Genomic DNA, 17,973 nt, shown 5'->3' on the forward strand with positions numbered 1-17,973 from the left:
CGTCGGATCAGTCCCGGCGCAGCGCCCGCCACGCCGCGTCCGCGAGCTCGGTGCTCGCACCGGGTGTGCTCGACCGTCCGCTGAGCTCCAGCCGGCAGTACTCCTGCGCCGGACCCAGCCAGAGCGCGTACAGCACGTCGACCGGCAGGTCACGTACCGCTGCGGCGTCGACCTGACGCCGCCACCAGCGCAGCACCGTGCCGAAGAACGCGCGGTTGGCGGTGGCCAGGTCGCCGCTCGCCGCGGACCGCGCCGCGTCTCCGCAGAACAGCAGGAAGCGGGCTGCGTCCGGCCGGTCGGTCAGGCACCAGCGCAGGTGGGTGCCGACGGCGGCCCGGACGCCGGATGCGGCGCCGTCGTGCCCGGCGAGGGTCCGGACGAATGCGCGCTGGTAGTCCTCCAGCGCACGGACGTACACCGCCCCGGCGAGCCCGTCACGCCCACCGAAGTGGTGGTAGATGCTCCCGACGCTGGCACCGCTGCGGGCGCGCACGTCGTCGATCGAGGCCCCGGCGAGCCCGTCGGCGAGGAAGCAGGCCAGTGCGGCGTCCAGGATCGCCGTGCGCCGGCTGCTGCTCCCCACCTCACTAGAATATTCTTCTAGTGACGGGAGCGGAACCCCGCTGCCGGGTGGCCGGGCCCGCGGCGGGCTGGTCAAGATGGAGCACGAGCCGGGCCCACGAGGTGGCCCGGCCGTGCCGCGAGGAGGACGAGTGCCGAGCCTGACGTTCCGCGGGCGCACCTGGAACCGTGACCGTGCGATGGTCATGGCCATCGTCAACCGGACCCCGGACTCGTTCTACGACCACGGGATCACCTTCGCCGAGCAGGCGGCCAGGGACCGGATCGCCGCGGTGGTCCGGGAGGGCGCCGATGTGATCGACATCGGGGGTGTCCCGGCCAGCCCGGGCACCGAGGTCACCGAGCAGGAGGAGATCGACCGGGTCGTGCCGACCGTGGAGTGGGCCCGGCAGGCGTTCCCGGACGTGGCGATCAGCGTCGACACCTTCCGGGCCGGGCCCGCGGAGGCCGTCTGCGCGGCCGGGGCCGATCTGGTCAACGACAACTGGGCCGCGGCCGATCCGGCGATCCTCGACGTCACCGCCCGCTACGGCGCGGGCTACGTCAGCGCGCACACCGACCACGTCACGCCGCGCACCGAGCCGCACCGGCCGCGCTACCCGGACATCCTGTCGTCGGTGGTGGGGCAGACGGTGGCGCTGGCGGAGAAGGCCGTCGCCGCGGGGGTCCCGGCCGCCGGGATCCTGATCGACCCGGCGATCGACTTCTCCAAGAACACCCTGCACAGCCTGCAGGTGCTGCGCGGTATCGACGCGATGGTCGCGACCGGGTGGCCGGTGCTGCTGGCGATGTCGAACAAGACCGTGGTCGGCGAGTCGCTGGCCGTCCCGCTGGAGGAGCGGCTCACCGGCACCCTCGCCGCGACCGCGATCGCCGCCGACCGGGGTGTCGCGATGGTCCGTGCGCACCAGGCCAGGGCCACCCGGGAGACCTGCGAGATGGTCGCCACGGTGCGTGGTGAGCGGAGCCCGTCGCGTGCGGTGAGACTGCTCGCGTGACCGACATCCATCAGATCTTCCCGGCCGCCGGTGCCGGCCCGCTGCCGGTCGAGGCACTCGAACGGCTCTACGCCTACCCGGACGACGGACGCCTGCGGGTGTGCGTCAACTTCGTCTCCAGCGCGGACGGTGCGCTGGAGGTGGAGGGTCGCTCGGCGGGTCTGTCGACCCCGCCGGACCGGGTGGTGCTCCGGCTGGGCACCGATCTCGCCGACGTCGTGCTGGTCGCGGCCGGGACCGCGGTCGCCGAGGGCTTCACCGGGGTCCGGCCGAGGGAGCGCATGGCGGAGCGGCGGCGCCGGTTCGGGCTCTCCGAGGTGCCGTCGACGGCGGTCGTCACCGGATCGGGGCGCTCACTGCCACCGTCCGCATCGGTGCTCACCGACGTCGTGATCCCGACGATCGTGTTCACCTGTGCGGCGGTCCCGGAGCGTGTCCGGGCCGGGTGGACTGATGCCGGCGCGGAGGTCGTCCTCACCGGTGACGGCACGGTGGATCTGCACGCGGCGCTCACCGAGCTCGACCGGCGTGGCCTGCGCCGGGTCAACTGCATGGGCGGTCCGGGGCTGTTCGGCAGCCTCGCGGAGGCGGGCCTGGTCGACGAGCTGCGGCTCACCGTGGCGCCGTTCCTGGTGTCCGGCGACGCCGGCCGGATCGCCCGTGGTGCCGGCCTGGACCCGGCCAGGTTGTCCCTGGTCAGCGTCGTCACCGGAGACGACACACTGCTGATCCGGTACCGGGTCGGGGAGCCTGCGGGCCGCTAGCACGCTGCCGATCGGTTCACCGGTCGGGGATCACTGATCACGGACGGCGACGGGTGCTGCAAGATGGGAATCGTGGCCCGGCCCTCGAACACGTTGGCGGACGGCGTGGTCGTCCTCAGCCCGCTCGGCTGGGACGACGTGGAGCCGTATCTCGCCGGGGAGGACGCCGAGCTGATCCGCTGGCTGAACGGCGGACCGGGGACCAGGGCGACGGTCCGGGCGCACGTCCGGCGGGCGATCGAGCGGTGGGCCGACGACGGGCCCAAGCTCAGTTTCGGGATCCGGGTGGACGGCGGCACGGTGCTCGCCGGGACGATCGATGCCGAGCTGGATCGGGATGTCCGCCGGGCCGGACTGGCCTACGGGATCTATCCGGCCTTCCGGCGCCGGGGGCTGGCGACGCGCGCGGTGCGCCTGGCGTCGCGTTACCTCGCCGAGCGGGGGGACGTGCACGGCATCTCGATCGACGTCGATCCGGCGAACGTCCCGTCGATCGGGGTCGCCCGGCGGGCGGGTTTCCGGTTCGTCCGGCACGTCGTGGACGACGAGGGCACCTTCGACCGGTACGAGCTGGTGGTCCGGGCGCCGGTGGTGCCCGCGCCGCCGCCGGTGCCGCGGCACGGCCGGCGCTGACCCGCGCACCTCGGGGTGAACGGCCACGGCCGCCCGCGTCGCCGTCCCGAGGGGGTGGGACGGCTGGTGCGGACGGCCGTGGGTGCCGGTCGGGGAGCCCGGCGACCGACGTTCGGGGGGACGCCGGTGGTCAGAGGTTGATGCCGGGGGCCTCGATGTACATGACGCCCGGGATGTCCAGCGTCGGGAGCGCGTCGGTGTTCGGCAGCGGTAGCGCCTCGGCCGAGGGCAGCGCGTTGAGCGGGAGACGGTCCAGCGGCAGGGCGTCCAGCGGCGCGTCGAGCGGGAGACCGTCGAGCGGCAGGCCGTCCAGGGACAGGGCGTCCAGGGGCAGGGCGTCCAGCGGCAGTGCGTCGAGGGGCAGCGAGTCCACCGAGGGCAGGGCGTCGGTGGATACGGCGTCCAGCGGGAGCGCGTCGGCCGAGGGCAGTGCCTCGGTCGAGGACAGCTCCGGCAGGCCGGGCAGGTCGTCGGCACCGGGGAGCGCGTCGGCGGAGGGGATCTCCGGCAGCGCATCGGCGGACGGCAGCTCGGGCAGCGCGTCGGTGGACGGGACGGCCGGCAGGCCGTCGGCCGAGGGGAGGGCCGGCAGGCTGTCGGTGGAGGGGGCAGCCGGCAGGCCGTCGGTGGACGGCAGCTCCAGCAGACCGGCGACCGCGTCCGTCGAGGGGAGCTCCGGCAGCCCGGCCGTCTGCAGCTCCGGGCCCTGCAGCTGGCCGAACGTCACCGAGGACGAACCGGTCGAGACAGTGCCCTCGCCGTCCGGGGTCGGCAGGGCGTCGGTCAGCGACGAGGCGTCGGGGACACCGGGCAGGTCGGGGAGCTCGGCGGCCGAGGCCTGACCGGCGACGCCGGCACCCAGGACCGCGATGCCCGCACCGGCCATGGAGAGCCGGAGCGCGTTGCGGGCGAGCGAGTTCATTCGCACGTCCTTCCGTACAGAGTGTGTGGGGAGCGAAGGGAAGACCCTCCGATGGCGCAACGAGAACCGGCAATGCCGGTTGCGGAGCGGAGCGATCATGAATGCAACGTTCACTCGAAGGAGTGACAACCTGAGAGTGCTCTCGCACGCAGGGGTCGATTCACCGGTGACGTTCCGTGCCGACCGTGCACGGAGTGCGCGCGGCCGGTGCGGGGGAGCAGGATGGCCCTGTGCACCCGTCCCCGACCCGCCGTCGTCCGGTTCCCGGCTATGCCTCGGCCTCCGTGCTGGCCGGCGTCCTCGGTGGCGCCGGGGGCGCGGCCGCCGCCGTCAGCTGGCACTACTCGACGGTCCTGCTGCACCCGTCGGTGCACCCGGGCCGGCCCGAGCGGGTGCTCGGGACCGGGCCCGGCGTCGTCGAGCTGACCCCTAACCGGTTGACGCTGCAGCCCGGGGTGTGGGGCCTGCGCGGCCCGGCCGGACTGACCGTCGTGGGGCCGGTGCTCGACCGGAGCCGCCGCCGGGTGACCCGCGAGCTGCGGGCCGGCCCGGTCCCGGAGCCCGGTCCAGCGGTGCTCGACGCGGGCCCGTTCGATCCCGATCCGGGTGCCCGCGGTCTCCCGTTCGACGACGTCGTCGTGCGTACCGGGATCGGTCCCGCGCCGGCCTGGGACGTGCCGGCCCCCGCCTGGTCCGACGGGCGGACCTGGGCGATCTGCGTGCACGGGCGCGGCGGGGCCCGGCGGGAGGCACTGCGCGCGCTGCCGGCGTTGCACGCCGCCGGACTGCGCCAGCTCGTGATCAGCTACCGCGGCGACGGCACGGCGCCCGCTTCCCCGGACGGCCGGTCGCACCTCGGTGACACCGAGTGGCACGACGTCGCCGCGGCCGCCGAGCACGCGCTCGCGGCCGGGGCCACCCGTCTGGTGCTGGTCGGCTGGTCGATGGGCGCCGCCGTCGGCGGGGCCTTCCTGGACCGCTCCGAACACGCAGCCGCGGTGGCCGCGGTGGTCTGGGACGCGCCGCTGCTCGACTGGCGCCGCACCCTGCGCCGGCAGGCCCGCAACCGGGCGCTCCCACCGTCGCTGGCGGCGGTGGCGGCCCGGTTCACCGAGCGCCGGATCGGGATCGATCTGGACCGGTTCGACCTGATCCGCAATCCGCCGACGGTCCGGCCGCCGACGTTGCTGCTGCACAGCGACGCCGACACCGCGGTCCCGGTCGACCTCAGCCGGGAGCTCGCCGCCGGCGCGCCCGCGGCGAGCTGGCCGGTGACCTACCGCGAGTTCCTGGGCACCGAGCACACCGGCAGCTGGAACGCCGATCCGGACGCCTACGAGTCGACGGTCACCGGCTTCCTGCGCTCGGTCCTCTGAGCCTCTCCGGGGCTCAGGCCGCCCCGCCGCCCTGACCGATCGGCTTGCCGTGGATCTGCGAGTCCGCGGGCGGGACGGTCGGCACCGGGGTACCCGGATCGACCGGACGCTCCCGGCGCAGCAGCGTCACCCAGGCGAACGCGGCGAGCCCGCTCAGCAGCACGACGGCGAGGATCCACGGCGTACGACGGGTGCGGGCCGGGGCCGGATCGATCGCGGCGGCCAGCGCCCGGCGGGCGTCCTCCACCCCGTGGCCCAGCTCCGAAACCCGTGCCGAGGCGGTCGAGACGGCGGCCCCACCGGCGATCCGACCGGCGTCCGCGAGGGTGTGCACGGCCTCGGCTGCGTCCTTCCGGGCCCTGGCCCGCTTGCGGTCGGCTCTCATAATCGGACCTGCTTCCCACGGATGCGGCTGCGGACTGGCACGATGGTAGCCGTGACGGAACCAGGAAACGCCAAGACGACGGCCGTCCTGCACACCAACGAGGGCGACATCCGCGTCGAGCTGTTCGGCGACCACGCCCCCAAGACGGTGGCGAACTTCGTGGGACTCGCAGAGGGGTCCAAGGACTACACGGGGCCGAACGCCAGTGGCGGCGACTCCGGGCCGTTCTACGACGGTTCGATCTTCCACCGGGTGATCAGCGGCTTCATGATCCAGGGCGGCGACCCGACCGGTACCGGTCGCGGTGGCCCGGGCTACCAGTTCGGCGACGAGTTCCACCCGGAGCTCAAGTTCGACCGGCCCTACCTGCTCGCGATGGCGAACGCCGGCCCGGGGACGAACGGGTCGCAGTTCTTCATCACGGTGGGCCCGACCCCGCATCTCAACCGGCGCCACACCATCTTCGGTGAGGTGGCCGACGCCGAGTCGCGGGCCGTCGTGGACTCCATCGGGCAGACGACCACCGGGCAGGCCGACCGCCCGCTCAACGACGTGGTCATCGAGAAGGTCGAGATCGAGCGGAGCTGAGTCCGCCCTGACCGAGCGACCAGAGTCCCCCGGTCCCGGTTCGCCCCGGGGGCCACACGAGCCCCCGGGTCCGGCCGGCGCCGGCGGACAGCCGTACTACCCGGCGCCGCCGGGGTACCCGCAGCCACAGTGGGGTCCCGGCGTGTACGGGCAGGGACCGCCCTGGCAGGGCGCTCCCGGCTCGCAGCCGCCGCAGGGTGGTTCGCCGCCCGCGCACGGCGGCCCGCCGGTGTGCGCCCGGCATCCGGACCGGCCGACCGGGCTGCGGTGCACCCGGTGCGACCGGCCGGCCTGCCCGGAGTGCCTGCAGCCCGCTTCGGTCGGCCAGCACTGTGTCGACTGCCTGGCGCAGTCGTCCCGGACGGCGCCGCGGGCCCGCAACATCGCCGGTGCCAGCCGCACCGGCAAGTCGGTGCTGGTGCCCGGTCTGATCATCGCCAACGTCGCGATCTTCGCGCTGACCGTGGCGATGGCCGGCAGCCTGAACGCCAACTACGACTCGTGGCTGTTCCGGGCCGGGGCACTCGTCCCGGCGGCGGTCGGGCAGGGCGAGATCTGGCGGATCGTCACGTCCGGTTTCCTGCACATCGGTCCGCTGCACCTGGCGTTCAACATGTTCGCCCTGTGGATCATCGGCCGGGAGGTCGAGACCGTGCTGGGCCGGTCCCGGTTCGTCGCGGTGTACGGCGTCTCGCTGCTCGGCGGCTCCGCCGCGGTGATGCTGCTGAGCAACCCGCTGGGCTTCACCGCGGGCGCCTCGGGCGCGGTGTTCGGGCTGATGGGCGCCCTGGTGGTGCTGCTCCGGCGATTGAAGATGCCGGCCGGCCAGGTGCTGACGCTGATCGCGATCAACGTCGGGATCAGCCTGGTCATCCCCGCCGTGTCCTGGCAGGGGCACTTCGGCGGGCTGGTGTTCGGCGCCGCCGTCACGGCGGCGCTGCTCTACCTCGGCGTGGGATCGCCGAACCGGCGGCGGGTGCAGGTCGCGGCCGTCGCCGCTCTCACCCTGCTCACCTTCGTCCTGATCGGCCTGGGCATCGCTCTGATCTGAGCCGCCCTGCTGAGCCGCGCTGCCGAGCCATGACTCCGAGCCGCGGGGCTGAGCCGCGGGCTGAGCCACTGGGCCGCGGGGCTGAGCCACTGGGCCGCGCTGCCGAGCCACTGGGCCGCGACGCCGGGGCCACGACCGCGGGGCGCACTCCCCGGTCGGCTGTCAGGGGCGCAGTGCGGTCAGCGCCTCGGCCACGTCCTGCGGGTCATCGCCCAGCTCGGGGCGGCCCAGGACGACCAGGCGCTCCTGCCCGTCGATGTCGCGCAGCTCCAGCTCCAGCAGCGTGGACTCGCGGCCGAGCCGCCGGGTCCGGAGCACCCGGATGTCGTCGACCCCGGACCACGGGACGTGCCGGGTCCAGGTCAGCCTGCGCACGGTGATCCCGTCCGGGCCGGCCGCCAGCCGCGGCCGGGCCCGGGTACCGGACGCAGCCGCCAGTGCGAGGCCCAGCGCCGCCACGCCGGCGACCAGCCGCCCGGCCGGATCGGCACCGGCGACGACGAGCGCCGCGAGCCAGCCGGCCGCGACCACGGCGAGCACCCACAGCAGCGCGACGACCCCCGCCGGAGTCGACCAGGCACGCTGCCCAGGATGATCACCCAGAGTGCTCATTATGAGTTGTCCACAGCCGCCATCCACAGTGAGGATAACTCACGTTGATGTGTTTCTGCAGGTCAGCGCCACCGCATGGTCATCAACAGGCCGATCACGATGAGTGAGAACCCGATGATGAAGTTGCCGTTCCCCAGCGCGGCCATGAACGGGATCGCCGGCGCGGCGAGGTAGTTGACCACCAGCCAGCCCAGACCGAGGATCCACATCGCGACCATCACGGCGAGATACGCCGGGTGCGTCGGGCCGGACACCTTCTGCGGGGTGCGGCTCACCGGTGGCGGGGTGTACGCCGCCTTCTTGCGGACCTTCGACTTCGGCATTGTCGGACCTCATGGACTTCGTCGGTCGGGCAACAGTGTCCGGCCGGTGCGCCGGCCGGGGGCGGGACCTGCGACGGGGTGACGCACCGGGGAGCGGCCGACCCGGACAGATCCGTGTCCACGGTAGCGCGGATACCGGCCGGACTGCGTCACACGGCCGAAACGAACGGATGCGGCCGGGCGTCTCAGACGTCCGCGACGAGGCCGGCCATCTCGTCCGAGAGCCGCTGCACGATCTCCTCGGGCACGGCGTGTCCGGCTTGCCGGAGCCAGTTCGCGAGCATCCGGTGCCCGCCCTCGGTCAGCACCGACTCCGGATGGAACTGGACGCCCTCGATCGGCAGGTCCCGGTGCCGCACCGCCATGATCAGACCGGTCTCGGTCCGGCCGGTGACCTGGAGCTCGGGCGGCAGGCCGTCCGGTGCGATCGCCAGCGAGTGGTACCGGGTCGCGGTGAACGGCGACGGCAGCCCGCGCAGCACCCCGACGTCGTCGTGGAAGACCAGCGACGTCTTCCCGTGCAGCAGCTCCGGTGCACGCTCCACGACACCACCCCAGGCGGTGGCCAGGGCCTGGTGGCCGAGGCAGACGCCCAGCAGCGGGGTACCTCGCCCGGCGGCCCGCCGGATCAGCTCGACGCTGCGGCCGGCCCGCTCCGGGGTCCCCGGCCCGGGACTGACCAGCACCGCAGCGAACTCGTCGAGCTCGTCGAGCTCGATCTCGTCGTTGCGCCGGACCACCGGGTCGGCGCCGAGCTGGGCCAGATACTGGACCAGGTTGTAGACGAAGCTGTCGTAGTTGTCGACGACGAGAACGCGCACCGTCCCACCCTCTCCGATAGTGCCGGGATCAGTCGAACGGGAATCCGCGGGAACTCTCACCGGTGTCCCCGCCGCTGTCGCCGCCGGTGTCGCCGCCGGAGGCCCGGCCGACCGTGAGTGTCACCTGCCGGCCGTCGGAGGCCTGCGAGCCGCCGGTCGGGTCCTGGCTCAGCACCACGCCGTTCTGCGACGGGTCGGACACGTCGGTGGTCTGGATGGAGAACGACAGCCCCGCCTCGCGCAGCGTGTTGACCGCGTTGTCCACCCGCTGGCCGACGACGTTCGGGATCTGGGTCTGGTTGCCGCGGCTGACCTGGATCGTGATCGTCTGGTCGCGCGCCACCCTCGTCCCGGCCGACGGGTCGCTACCCACCACCGAGCCGGCGGTGCCGCCGCCGTCGACCTCGCTGCTCTCGATCGAGGTGAAGCCGGCGTTGCGCAGCGCGGATCTGGCCTCCTCGGCGGAGCTGCCGGACACGTCCGGTACGGCGATCGTCTGCTGCTCGCGGCCGATCACCAGCGACACCGACGAGTTGCCGGGCACCCGCTGGCCGGGGCCGGGATCCGAGGAGATGACCCGGCCGACCTGGCTCGAGTCCGAGGTGTCCTGCTCGGTCCGCCCGCCGATCTGCAGGCCGGCCTCGCGCAGCTGCGCCTCGGCCTGCTCCGGCGTGCTCCCGGCGAGCGAGGGGACCGTCACCTCGGCCGGGCCGGTCCCGACGAACACCGTGACCCGGCTGTTCTCCGGGACCTGGTTGCCGCCGCCCGGGTCGGTGCGAACGACCTGGCCGACCTGCGCGACATCCGAGGGTTGGTTCTCCTGGGTGAACAGCAGCCCGGCGTTCGTGATCGTGGCGCGGGCCTGGTCCGGGGTCTGGCCGAGTACGTCCGGCACCGCGACCTGGTCCGGCGCGGAGCTGGAGAACATCTGGTAGCCGACGAAGCCGAGCAGGCCGAGCACGGCCAACACGGCCACCCACAGGGCGATCTTGCGGCCGCGGCCGGGTCGCTGCTCGTCGTCGTAGTCGTAGTCGCCGGGCATGACGTGCCGGCCGGTCGGTGGGCCGCCGCCGCCGTCGAGCCGCCGGGTCGCCATCGCCGCGGTGGCGTCGTCGTGCGCCATCATCTGGGTGCGCTCGTACTCGCTCATCACCAGCGGCGCGTGCACCGGCTCGCCGTTGCGCACCCGCACCAGGTCGGCCCGCATCTCGGCGGCGGACTGGTAGCGGTTGGCCGGGTTCTTGCTGAGCGCCTTGAGCACCACGGCGTCGAGCGCCGGGGGCACCGACGGGTTCAGCTCGGACGGTGACCGCGGGTCCTCGCGGACGTGCTGGTAGGCGACCGCGACCGGGGTGTCCCCGGTGAAGGGCGGCTCGCCGGTCAGCAGCTCGAACAGCACGCAGCCCGCGGCGTACACGTCGGACCGGGCGTCCACGGCCTCGCCGCGGGCCTGCTCCGGGGACAGGTACTGGGCGGTGCCGATCACCGCGGCGGTCTGGGTGACGTTCTGGCCCTCACCCAGCGCACGGGCGATGCCGAAGTCCATCACCTTGACCGCGCCGACGCCGTTGATCATGACGTTGGCGGGTTTCACGTCCCGGTGGATGATGTTGTGCCGGTGCGAGAAGTCGAGTGCGGCGCAGACGTCGGCCATCACCTCGACGACCCGCTGCTGGGTCATCGGCCCGGTCGTCTTGACGATCTCGCGCAGCGTCTGCCCGTCGACGAACTCCATCACGATGTAGGGCAGCGGCCCGAACTCGGACTGGATCTCGCCGGTGTCGTAGACGGCGACGATCGCCGGATGGTTCAGCGAGGCCGAGTTCTGCGCCTCGCGCCGGAATCGCAGCTGGAACTGCGGGTCACGGGCGAGGTCGGCGCGCAGGACCTTCACCGCCACGTCCCGGCCGAGCCGGGTGTCGAGGCCACGGTGGACCTCGGACATGCCGCCGTAGCCGAGCGGGTCGCCCAGCTCGTAGCGCTCGGAGAGCAGTCGCGGTGTCGTCATCGGTTCAGGATTCCCGTAGTCATCGAGCCGTCGGAGGAGTACTCATCATGCCGGTCGGTGGAGCGGATCACCGCGCTGCGGTCGTCACGTGCGCCGGACCGTCCGTTCCGTGGGATCACCGGGGGACCTCCGGTCCCCCGCGGGACGGCGCGGCGGCGAGTGGGGCCCGGTCGCCCGTCCGTCCTGCCCGGTCCGCCTCCCGTCCGGCGGCTTCGGCGACGGTACCCGGCGCGATGCCGAGCGAGCCGGTCCGAGTACCGCCCGGCGACGTCTCCCGGAGGATCATCACGGCGATCAGCACGGCGGCGACGGTCAGCAGCACGAACAGCACCGCCAGCCAGGCCTTCGCCCGCCCGGACCGGCGCGGGGTGAGATCGAGCGGCCCCGACGGGTGCTGCTCGATCGGCCGGTCCGCGGCGTCGTGCCGGCGCACCGGTGGGCGGGACGGCACCGGCCGCTGCGGGCCGGGGGTGGCCGGGCCCGGCCGCCCCGGCTGTTCGTGGCCGGGCTGCGCGGGCCGGCCCGGTCCGGTCGGACGCACGGCGTGCTGCGGCCCGTGGAGCGGCGCCCCGTACGGCGGTGAACCCGGCTGGGCGGGCGGCGGCACCGGGAGCGGCCCCGAGCCGGGCCGCTGCTGCGGCCCGGAGGGCGGCCCGGGTGGCCGGACAGACGGATCGCCGGCCGGGCGCACCTGTGGCCCGGACAGGGGCCCGGACGGGGGACCGGCAGGGGGCCCGGACACGGGCCGGGCGCCGGACTCCGGACGTGATCGCTCGGCGGCGGGACCGGGATCGCGGTCGACGCCGTGCCGAGGTGAGCGGGGGACCCGGCCGCTGTCCTGGCCGGCGTCCCGCCTGCCGTGCCGGGGGCCGGGATCGTGTTGCTCGTCGTCGCGGCGGAACCCGGGGGCGGCTCCGGTGGGCGCCGGGATCCCGGCCGGCGGCGGCCGGTGCCCGCGGCGCACGGCGGCCACCGCGTCGGCGAACTCGGCGCCGTCGGCGTAGCGCTCGGTGGGGTCCTTGACCAGCACCGAGGCGATCAACTCGCGGACCCGCTCCGGGAGCTCGCCGGGCAGCGGCGGCGGCTCGTCGCGGACCTGCATCATCGCCACCGCGACGGCGCTCTCCGCGCGGAACGGGCGGACCCCGGCGAGGCACTCGTATCCGACGATGCCGAGCGAGTAGACGTCCCCGGAGGGGCCTGCCTCCTCGCCGGACGCCTGCTCCGGCGCGATGTAGTGGGCGGTGCCCATGACCATGCCGGACCGGGTGACCGGGACGGCGTCGGCGGCCTTCGCGATGCCGAAGTCGGTGAGCTTCACGATGCCGTCGGTGCGCAGCAGGATGTTGCCGGGCTTCACGTCACGGTGCACGAAGCCCCGCTCGTGCGCGGCGTGCAGCGCGCGGGCGGCCTGCTCGAGGATGTCGAGCGCCTCGTCCGCCGGGATCGGCCCGCGGCCGATCCGGGTCGACAGCGGCTCGCCGCGGACGAGCTCCATCACCAGGTAGGCGGTGCGCCCACCGGTGCCGGGGGCGTCGTCCTCGCCGTAGTCGTGCACCGATGCGATGCCGCCGTGGTCGAGCGAGGCGACCGTGCGCGCCTCGATCCGGAACCGGTGCAGGAACTCCGGGTCGTCCGACAGGTCGGACTTGAGCACCTTGACGGCCACGCTGCGGCCGAGCCGGGTGTCCGAGGCCTCCCAGACCTCGCCCATCCCGCCGACCGCGATCCGCCGGTCCAGCTGGTACCGATCGGAGATCAGCTGTCCGGCTGCCAGCGCGCTCACGGCGCCGCCGGGGGCCTGCGCCGTGCCGGCCGCCCGGTGCGTCCCGGCCTCACTGGGCGTCCCGGAGCGCTTCGGCGATCACGGCTCGGCCGATCGGGGCGGCGATCGAGCCGCCGGTCGCCTCCTGCGCGCGGTTGCCGCCGTTCTCCACCAGCACCGCGACCGCGACCCGGGGGTTCTCCGCCGGGGCGAACGCCACGTACCAGGCGTGCGGTGGGGTGTTCTTCGGGTCGGTGCCGTGCTCGGCGGTACCCGTCTTGGACGCGATCTGTACGCCGGTGATCTTGCCGCCGCCCTGCGTCCGGTCCTCCGAGCCGACCATCAGCTCGGTCAGCGTCCGGGCGACGTCGGCGGGCACCGCGCGGGCCAGCCGGTCCGGCTCGGTGGTGTCGACGGCGTCGAGCGACTGGCTCTGGATCTCCCGGATCAGGTGCGGGGCCATCGTCTGGCCGCCGTTCGCGATGGAGGCGCCGATCATCGCCAGCTGCATCGGGGTGAGCCGGACGTCGCGCTGGCCGATCGCGGACTGCTGGGTGGAGGGCGTGTCCTCCATCGGGCCGACCTGCGAGGCCGTCACCGGCATCGGGATCTGCAGGTTGGAACCACCGATCCCGAACGCCTCGGCCTGGGCGCGCAGTGCGTCGGCGCCGAGCTCCTGGCCGAGCTGGGCGAACGCGGTGTTGCAGGAGCGGGCCAGCGCCTCGGCGAGCGAGGCGGTGTCGCCGCCACCGCAGGCCGAGCCGTTGTAGTTCTCCAACGTCGTGGTGGAGTCCGCCAGCTGGATGTTGCGGGCCGCGGTCAGCCGGCTGTCGGGGGTGTAGCCGTTCTGCAGCGCGGCGGCGGTCGTGACCAGCTTGAACGTCGACCCGGGCGGCTCGATCTCGTTGAGCGCGCGGTTGGTCAGCGGGTTCGGGTCGGCGTTGTTGTACTCGCGCCAGGCCGACTGCTGCTCGTCGGCGTCGGCGGCGGCGAGCCGGTTCGGGTCGTACGTCGGTGTGGAGGCCATCGCGATGATCTCCCCGGTCTGCGGCTCCAGCGCGACGACGGCGCCGGTGAACCCCTGGTCGTTCAGCCGGTCGTAGGCGACCCGCTGGACGTCCGGGTCGATCGTGGTGACGACGTTGCCGCCGGCCGGGTCCCGGCCGGTGATCAGGTCCGACATCCGGCGGACGAACAGCCGGTCGTCGGTGCCGTTGAGCACGTCGTCGGCGGAGCGCTCCAGCGCGCCCTTGCCGTATACCGTCGACAGGAAGCCGGTGATCGGGGCGAACGCCGGGCCCGCCGGGTACTCGCGGGCGTAGCGCAGCCTGCCGCCGGACTCGACGCTCTGCGCGAGCACCTCGCTGCCCGCGGTGATCTGCCCGCGCTGGCGCGAGTACTCGTCGATCTGCGAGCGCTGGTTGCGCGGATCGTCGCGGTACTGGCCGGCCATCACCACCTGCACGTAGGTGATGTTCGCGAGCAGGGCGACGACCATGACCATCACGGCGAGGGCGATGCGGCGGACCGGGCGGTTCACGGGTCGTTCCTCTCCGGGGACGCGGGTGTCGGGCTGGTGCCTCCACCGCCACTGGTGCTACCGCTGCCACTGCTGCTGCCACTGCTGCTGCCGATACCGCTGCCACTGCTGCTGCCGATACCGCTGCCACTGCCGGCGCTGCCACTGCCACTGCCGTTGCCGGGCCGGGCGACGAGCTCGGTGCTGGCCTCCGCGATCGGCGCGCGCGGCTGCGCGGGCCGCTTGGGCAGCGGTGCCCTGGCGACGTGCGAGATCCGCAGCAGGATCGCGACCAGCGCGTAGTTCGCCAGCAGCGACGACCCACCGTAGGACAGGAACGGCAGGGTCAGGCCGGTCAGCGGGATCAGCTTGGTCACCCCGCCGATCACCACGAAGATCTGCAGCGCGATCGAGAACGACAGCCCGGTAGCCAGCAGCTTGCCGTAGGAGTCGCGCACCGCCAGCGCGGTGCGCAGCCCCCGGGTGATCAGCACCAGATAGACGATCAGGATCGCGGCCAGCCCGATCAGGCCCAGCTCCTCGCCCAGCGAGGAGAAGATGAAGTCGGACTCGGCGAACGGCACCAGATCGGGTCTGCCCGCACCCAGCCCGGTCCCGCCGACCCCGCCGGTCCCGAGCCCGAACAATGCCTGGGCCAGCTGGAAGCCGCCGCCCTCGTAGTCGGCGAACGGGTCCAGCCAGATCTGCACCCGGACCCGGACGTGGCCGAACAACTGGTAGGCGATGGCGGCGCCGACCGAGAACGCGGCCAGCCCGATGACCATCCAGGAGATCCGCTCGGTGGCGGTGTAGAGCAGGACCAGCACCAGGCCGAAGATCAGCAGGGAGCTGCCCAGGTCGCGCTGGAACACCAGCACACCGACCGACAGCCCCCAGGCGGCGAGCAGCGGCGCCATGTCCCGGGCGCGCGGCAGCTCCATGCCGAGGAACCGGCGGCCCGCGGTGGAGAGCAGATTGCGTTTCTGGACCAGGTAGGCCGCGAAGAAGATCAGCAGCAGGATCTTGGCGAACTCGCCCGGCTGGATGCCGGGGCCACCCGGGATGCGGATCCACAGCTTCGCGCCGTTGACCTCGGAGATCGACGACGGCAGCAGCCCCGGCAGCGCGAGCAGCACGAGACCGGTGAAGCCGGCGGTGTAGCCGTAGCGGGCCAGCGTCCGGTGGTCGCGCAGGAAGAACAGCACGAGCGCGAACAGGCTCAGCCCGGCGACCGTCCAGGTCATCTGCGCACCGATCAGTCCGGACGGGACGTCCCGGCCGAGCAGCTCGGCGCGGGCCTCCCTGGCCAGGTCCAGCCGGTGGATCATGACCAGGCCGATGCCGTTGAGCAGCGCGACCGACGGCAGGATCAGCGGGTCCGCGTACGGGGCGAGCCAGCGCACCACGACATGTGCGAGCGCGAACAGCACCAGGTAGGCGAGCCCGACGAACAGCAGGTCGGTGGTGAGCGACTGCTCCTGGTTCGCTTCGACGAGCACCAGCGCACCGGTCGTCAGCACCGCCGCCAGACCGAGCATCAGCAGCTCGATCCCGCGGCCGGTCGGGGTGGTCGGCTCCGCGACGGAGCCCTCCCTGGCCATCAGCCGTCGAGCCGGCAGTTCCGGCCCGGCTCGGGGGTCACGGTCGGCAACGGGGTGGTGGTCACCGGCGGGGCCCCCGGCTCGGGGGGCGGCGCGACGACCACCGGCTCGGGCGGCGGGTTCAGCGTCGAGCAGAGCGGCAGCATCCGGTCGCGCAGCCGGTCCACGGTCGCCCGGGCCCCGGTCTCGCCGTCGTCGGACAGGATGCCGTCGGTGATCTGGCCGCGCACCGCCTGCGGCAGGTCGTCGAGCGCGATGTCGGAGTGTTCCGCGACGCGCTGCAGCGGGACACCCAGCACGTTCCCGCGGACTCCCTGGTAGATCGCGACCTGGCCCTGGTCGACGGCGACGTAGTACTGCTGCAGCACCATCGCCCGGGCGATGAACAGGCCCGCCACCAGCACGGCGAGTACCGCCAGCAGCGCCAGCACCGCCCGCAGCCCGCGGCGCCGGCGCGGCTCCTCGGTCCGGGCGGGCTCCAGCCGGACCGGCTCGGTCCGGGGCAGCGTCGTCGCGGCGGCGCGCTGCGACGACGACTGCGGCACCCGCTCGTCGCGCTGGTAGTCGCCGTCGCCGGCGCGCGGGTTGCGCCCGGCCGATCCGCCGATGATCGGCGCGTCGTCGGCGTAGTCCACGTCCACCACGTCCGCCACGATGCACGTGATGTTGTCCGGCCCGCCACCGCGCAACGCCAGCTCGATCAGCCGGTCGGCGCACTCGCGCGGGTCCGGGTAGTCCTCCAGCGTCTGCTGCAGGGTCTCGTCGCTGACCGGCCCGGACAGGCCGTCCGAGCACAGCAGGAACCGGTCCCCGGCGCGGGCCTCGCGGATCGACAGCGACGGCTCGACGTCCTGGCCGGTGATGGCGCGCAGCAGCAGCGAACGCTGCGGATGCGTGTGCGCCTCCTCCTCGGTGATCCGGCCCTCGTCGATCAGCGACTGGACGAACGTGTCGTCCTTGGTGATCTGGGCGAAATCGCCGCCGCGCAGCTGGTAGCAGCGCGAGTCACCGACGTGCACCATGCCCAGCCGTGAACCGGCGAACAAGATCGCGGTCAGGGTGGTGCCCATGCCCTCCAGATCGGGGGCGTCGGCGACGTGCCGGGAGATCGCGTCGTTGCCGTCGTGGGTCGCGTCCCGGAGGTCGGCGAGCAGGTCGTCGCCGGGTACGTCGTCGTCGAGCGGGGCCAGGGCGGAGATCACCAGCGACGAGGCGACCTCGCCCGCGGCGTGCCCGCCCATGCCGTCGGCGAGCGCGAGCAGCCGCGGACCGGCGTAGACGGCGTCCTGGTTGTTCTGCCGGACGAGTCCGCGGTCGCTGCGGGCCGAGTAGCGCAGAACCAGTGTCACGGGGCGGCTCCGGCTTCGGTCGGGGCACGTCGGGGAGATCCCGCACCGCGGGACCGGTCGAGCGGCCGCGGCACCGGGGGAGCGGGCGGTCGCGGCGGTTTCGTCATGGTCGTTCGCTCATCTGCAGTCCGAGCGCGTCACGATCGGAGCTCGATCACCGTCTTGCCGATGCGGACCGGTGTCCCCAGGGGGACCCGGGTGGGCCCGGAGACCTTAGCCCGCTCCAGATACGTGCCGTTCGTCGACCCGAGATCCTCGACGTACCAGTCGTCCCCCTGCTGGGAGATGCGGGCGTGCCGGGTCGACGCGTAGTCGTCGTCGAGCTTGAGGGTGGAGTCGTCGGCGCGGCCGATCAGGATCGGCCGGGAGTCCAGGGTGATCCGGCTGCCTGCCAGTGGGCCCTGGGTGACCAGCAGCTGACGGGCGACCTTGCCGCGGCCGGTGCCACGCGCCCGGCCGGCCCTGCCGCCGCCCCGCCCGGGGACGGCCGCCTTGAGTCCGGACGCCGCGTAGAGATCCGAGCGGACCACCTGCAGCGCGAGCAGCACGAACAGCCAGAGGAGAGCCAGGAAGCCACCTCTGGTCAGCTGCAGCACCAGTTCCGGCACTTCGCCCGTTCGCCCTTCTCGCGGTTCTCGCACGAACCGCCCGCCCGGATCTTCACCGGGCGGGCGGC

The 17,973-nt window shown here is 73.5% G+C and carries 18 protein-coding genes; 6 read left to right on the forward strand and 12 right to left on the reverse strand.

Annotated features, from left to right (window positions below; genetic code table 11):
* Positions 1-7: 7 nt before the first annotated feature.
* Positions 8-583, reverse strand: coding sequence for a TetR/AcrR family transcriptional regulator (locus Pdca_RS00265; RefSeq protein ID WP_158092217.1), 576 nt, complete (start codon positions 581-583; stop codon positions 8-10).
* A gap of 130 nt (positions 584-713) precedes the next feature.
* Between Pdca_RS00265 and folP the strand changes: the two genes are divergently transcribed.
* From folP to Pdca_RS00280, 3 genes are all read left to right on the forward strand, one after another.
* Positions 714-1,580 carry a dihydropteroate synthase gene (folP, locus tag Pdca_RS00270; protein WP_174824344.1) on the forward strand — a complete coding sequence of 289 codons (867 nt, stop codon included), beginning with the start codon at positions 714-716 and terminating at the stop codon, positions 1,578-1,580.
* Positions 1,577-2,344 (forward strand): dihydrofolate reductase family protein, encoded by a 768-nt coding sequence (locus Pdca_RS00275; RefSeq protein ID WP_085914101.1) that lies wholly within the window; start codon positions 1,577-1,579, stop codon positions 2,342-2,344. Before folP ends, Pdca_RS00275 begins: the two co-directional genes overlap by 4 nt.
* A 63-nt stretch (positions 2,345-2,407) precedes the next feature.
* Positions 2,408-2,977 (forward strand): GNAT family N-acetyltransferase, encoded by a 570-nt coding sequence (locus Pdca_RS00280; protein WP_085914102.1) that lies wholly within the window; start codon positions 2,408-2,410, stop codon positions 2,975-2,977.
* Between the two features lie 130 nt (positions 2,978-3,107).
* Here Pdca_RS00280 and Pdca_RS00285 read toward each other — a convergent pair whose 3' ends face one another.
* Positions 3,108-3,899 carry a hypothetical protein gene (locus Pdca_RS00285; protein ID WP_085914103.1) on the reverse strand — a complete coding sequence of 264 codons (792 nt, stop codon included), beginning with the start codon at positions 3,897-3,899 and terminating at the stop codon, positions 3,108-3,110.
* A gap of 230 nt (positions 3,900-4,129) precedes the next feature.
* Here Pdca_RS00285 and Pdca_RS00290 point away from each other — a divergent pair, with 230 nt between their 5' ends.
* Entirely contained in the window at positions 4,130-5,275 is a 1,146-nt protein-coding gene (locus tag Pdca_RS00290; protein ID WP_085914104.1) for an alpha/beta hydrolase family protein, read from the forward strand.
* Between the two features lie 13 nt (positions 5,276-5,288).
* On the opposite strand, the gene Pdca_RS00295 is transcribed toward Pdca_RS00290, so the two are convergent.
* Entirely contained in the window at positions 5,289-5,660 is a 372-nt protein-coding gene (locus Pdca_RS00295) for a hypothetical protein (protein WP_085914105.1), read from the reverse strand.
* A 42-nt stretch (positions 5,661-5,702) separates the two neighbouring features.
* Between Pdca_RS00295 and Pdca_RS00300 the strand changes: the two genes are divergently transcribed.
* Positions 5,703-6,248, forward strand: coding sequence for a peptidylprolyl isomerase (locus Pdca_RS00300; protein WP_085914106.1), 546 nt, complete (start codon positions 5,703-5,705; stop codon positions 6,246-6,248).
* A 142-nt stretch (positions 6,249-6,390) separates the two neighbouring features.
* Complete coding sequence (locus Pdca_RS00305) at positions 6,391-7,299, forward strand: rhomboid family intramembrane serine protease (RefSeq protein ID WP_085914107.1); 909 nt, start codon at positions 6,391-6,393, stop codon at positions 7,297-7,299.
* 162 nt (positions 7,300-7,461) lie between these two features.
* Here Pdca_RS00305 and Pdca_RS00310 read toward each other — a convergent pair whose 3' ends face one another.
* The 9 genes from Pdca_RS00310 to Pdca_RS00350 form a co-directional block, all read right to left on the reverse strand.
* Positions 7,462-7,911 (reverse strand): PH domain-containing protein, encoded by a 450-nt coding sequence (locus Pdca_RS00310; RefSeq protein WP_085914108.1) that lies wholly within the window; start codon positions 7,909-7,911, stop codon positions 7,462-7,464.
* A 62-nt stretch (positions 7,912-7,973) separates the two neighbouring features.
* Positions 7,974-8,234 carry a cell division protein CrgA gene (gene crgA, locus Pdca_RS00315; RefSeq protein WP_085914109.1) on the reverse strand — a complete coding sequence of 87 codons (261 nt, stop codon included), beginning with the start codon at positions 8,232-8,234 and terminating at the stop codon, positions 7,974-7,976.
* A 185-nt stretch (positions 8,235-8,419) separates the two neighbouring features.
* The gene (locus Pdca_RS00320) at positions 8,420-9,055 is read right to left on the reverse strand and encodes an aminodeoxychorismate/anthranilate synthase component II (protein ID WP_085914110.1); all 636 of its coding nucleotides are present in this window, start codon (positions 9,053-9,055) and stop codon (positions 8,420-8,422) included.
* 28 nt (positions 9,056-9,083) lie between these two features.
* Positions 9,084-11,063: a Stk1 family PASTA domain-containing Ser/Thr kinase gene (pknB, locus tag Pdca_RS00325; protein WP_085914111.1), complete on the reverse strand. Its 1,980-nt coding sequence runs from the start codon at positions 11,061-11,063 to the stop codon at positions 9,084-9,086.
* 115 nt (positions 11,064-11,178) lie between these two features.
* Complete coding sequence (locus Pdca_RS37900) at positions 11,179-12,849, reverse strand: serine/threonine-protein kinase (RefSeq protein WP_373865521.1); 1,671 nt, start codon at positions 12,847-12,849, stop codon at positions 11,179-11,181.
* Positions 12,850-12,898: 49 nt separating this feature from the next.
* The gene (locus Pdca_RS00335) at positions 12,899-14,368 is read right to left on the reverse strand and encodes a peptidoglycan D,D-transpeptidase FtsI family protein (RefSeq protein WP_085914112.1); all 1,470 of its coding nucleotides are present in this window, start codon (positions 14,366-14,368) and stop codon (positions 12,899-12,901) included.
* Positions 14,365-15,948, reverse strand: coding sequence for an FtsW/RodA/SpoVE family cell cycle protein (locus Pdca_RS00340; protein ID WP_232021339.1), 1,584 nt, complete (start codon positions 15,946-15,948; stop codon positions 14,365-14,367). The genes Pdca_RS00335 and Pdca_RS00340 overlap by 4 nt, the downstream gene beginning before the upstream one ends.
* Positions 15,948-17,297, reverse strand: coding sequence for a PP2C family protein-serine/threonine phosphatase (locus tag Pdca_RS00345; RefSeq protein ID WP_085914113.1), 1,350 nt, complete (start codon positions 17,295-17,297; stop codon positions 15,948-15,950). The genes Pdca_RS00340 and Pdca_RS00345 overlap by 1 nt, the downstream gene beginning before the upstream one ends.
* A 137-nt stretch (positions 17,298-17,434) precedes the next feature.
* Complete coding sequence (locus Pdca_RS00350; protein ID WP_085914114.1) at positions 17,435-17,905, reverse strand: FHA domain-containing protein FhaB/FipA; 471 nt, start codon at positions 17,903-17,905, stop codon at positions 17,435-17,437.
* Positions 17,906-17,973: the final 68 nt, after the last annotated feature.

The sequence above is a fragment of the Pseudonocardia autotrophica genome (assembly GCF_003945385.1).
Taxonomy (GTDB): domain Bacteria; phylum Actinomycetota; class Actinomycetes; order Mycobacteriales; family Pseudonocardiaceae; genus Pseudonocardia; species Pseudonocardia autotrophica.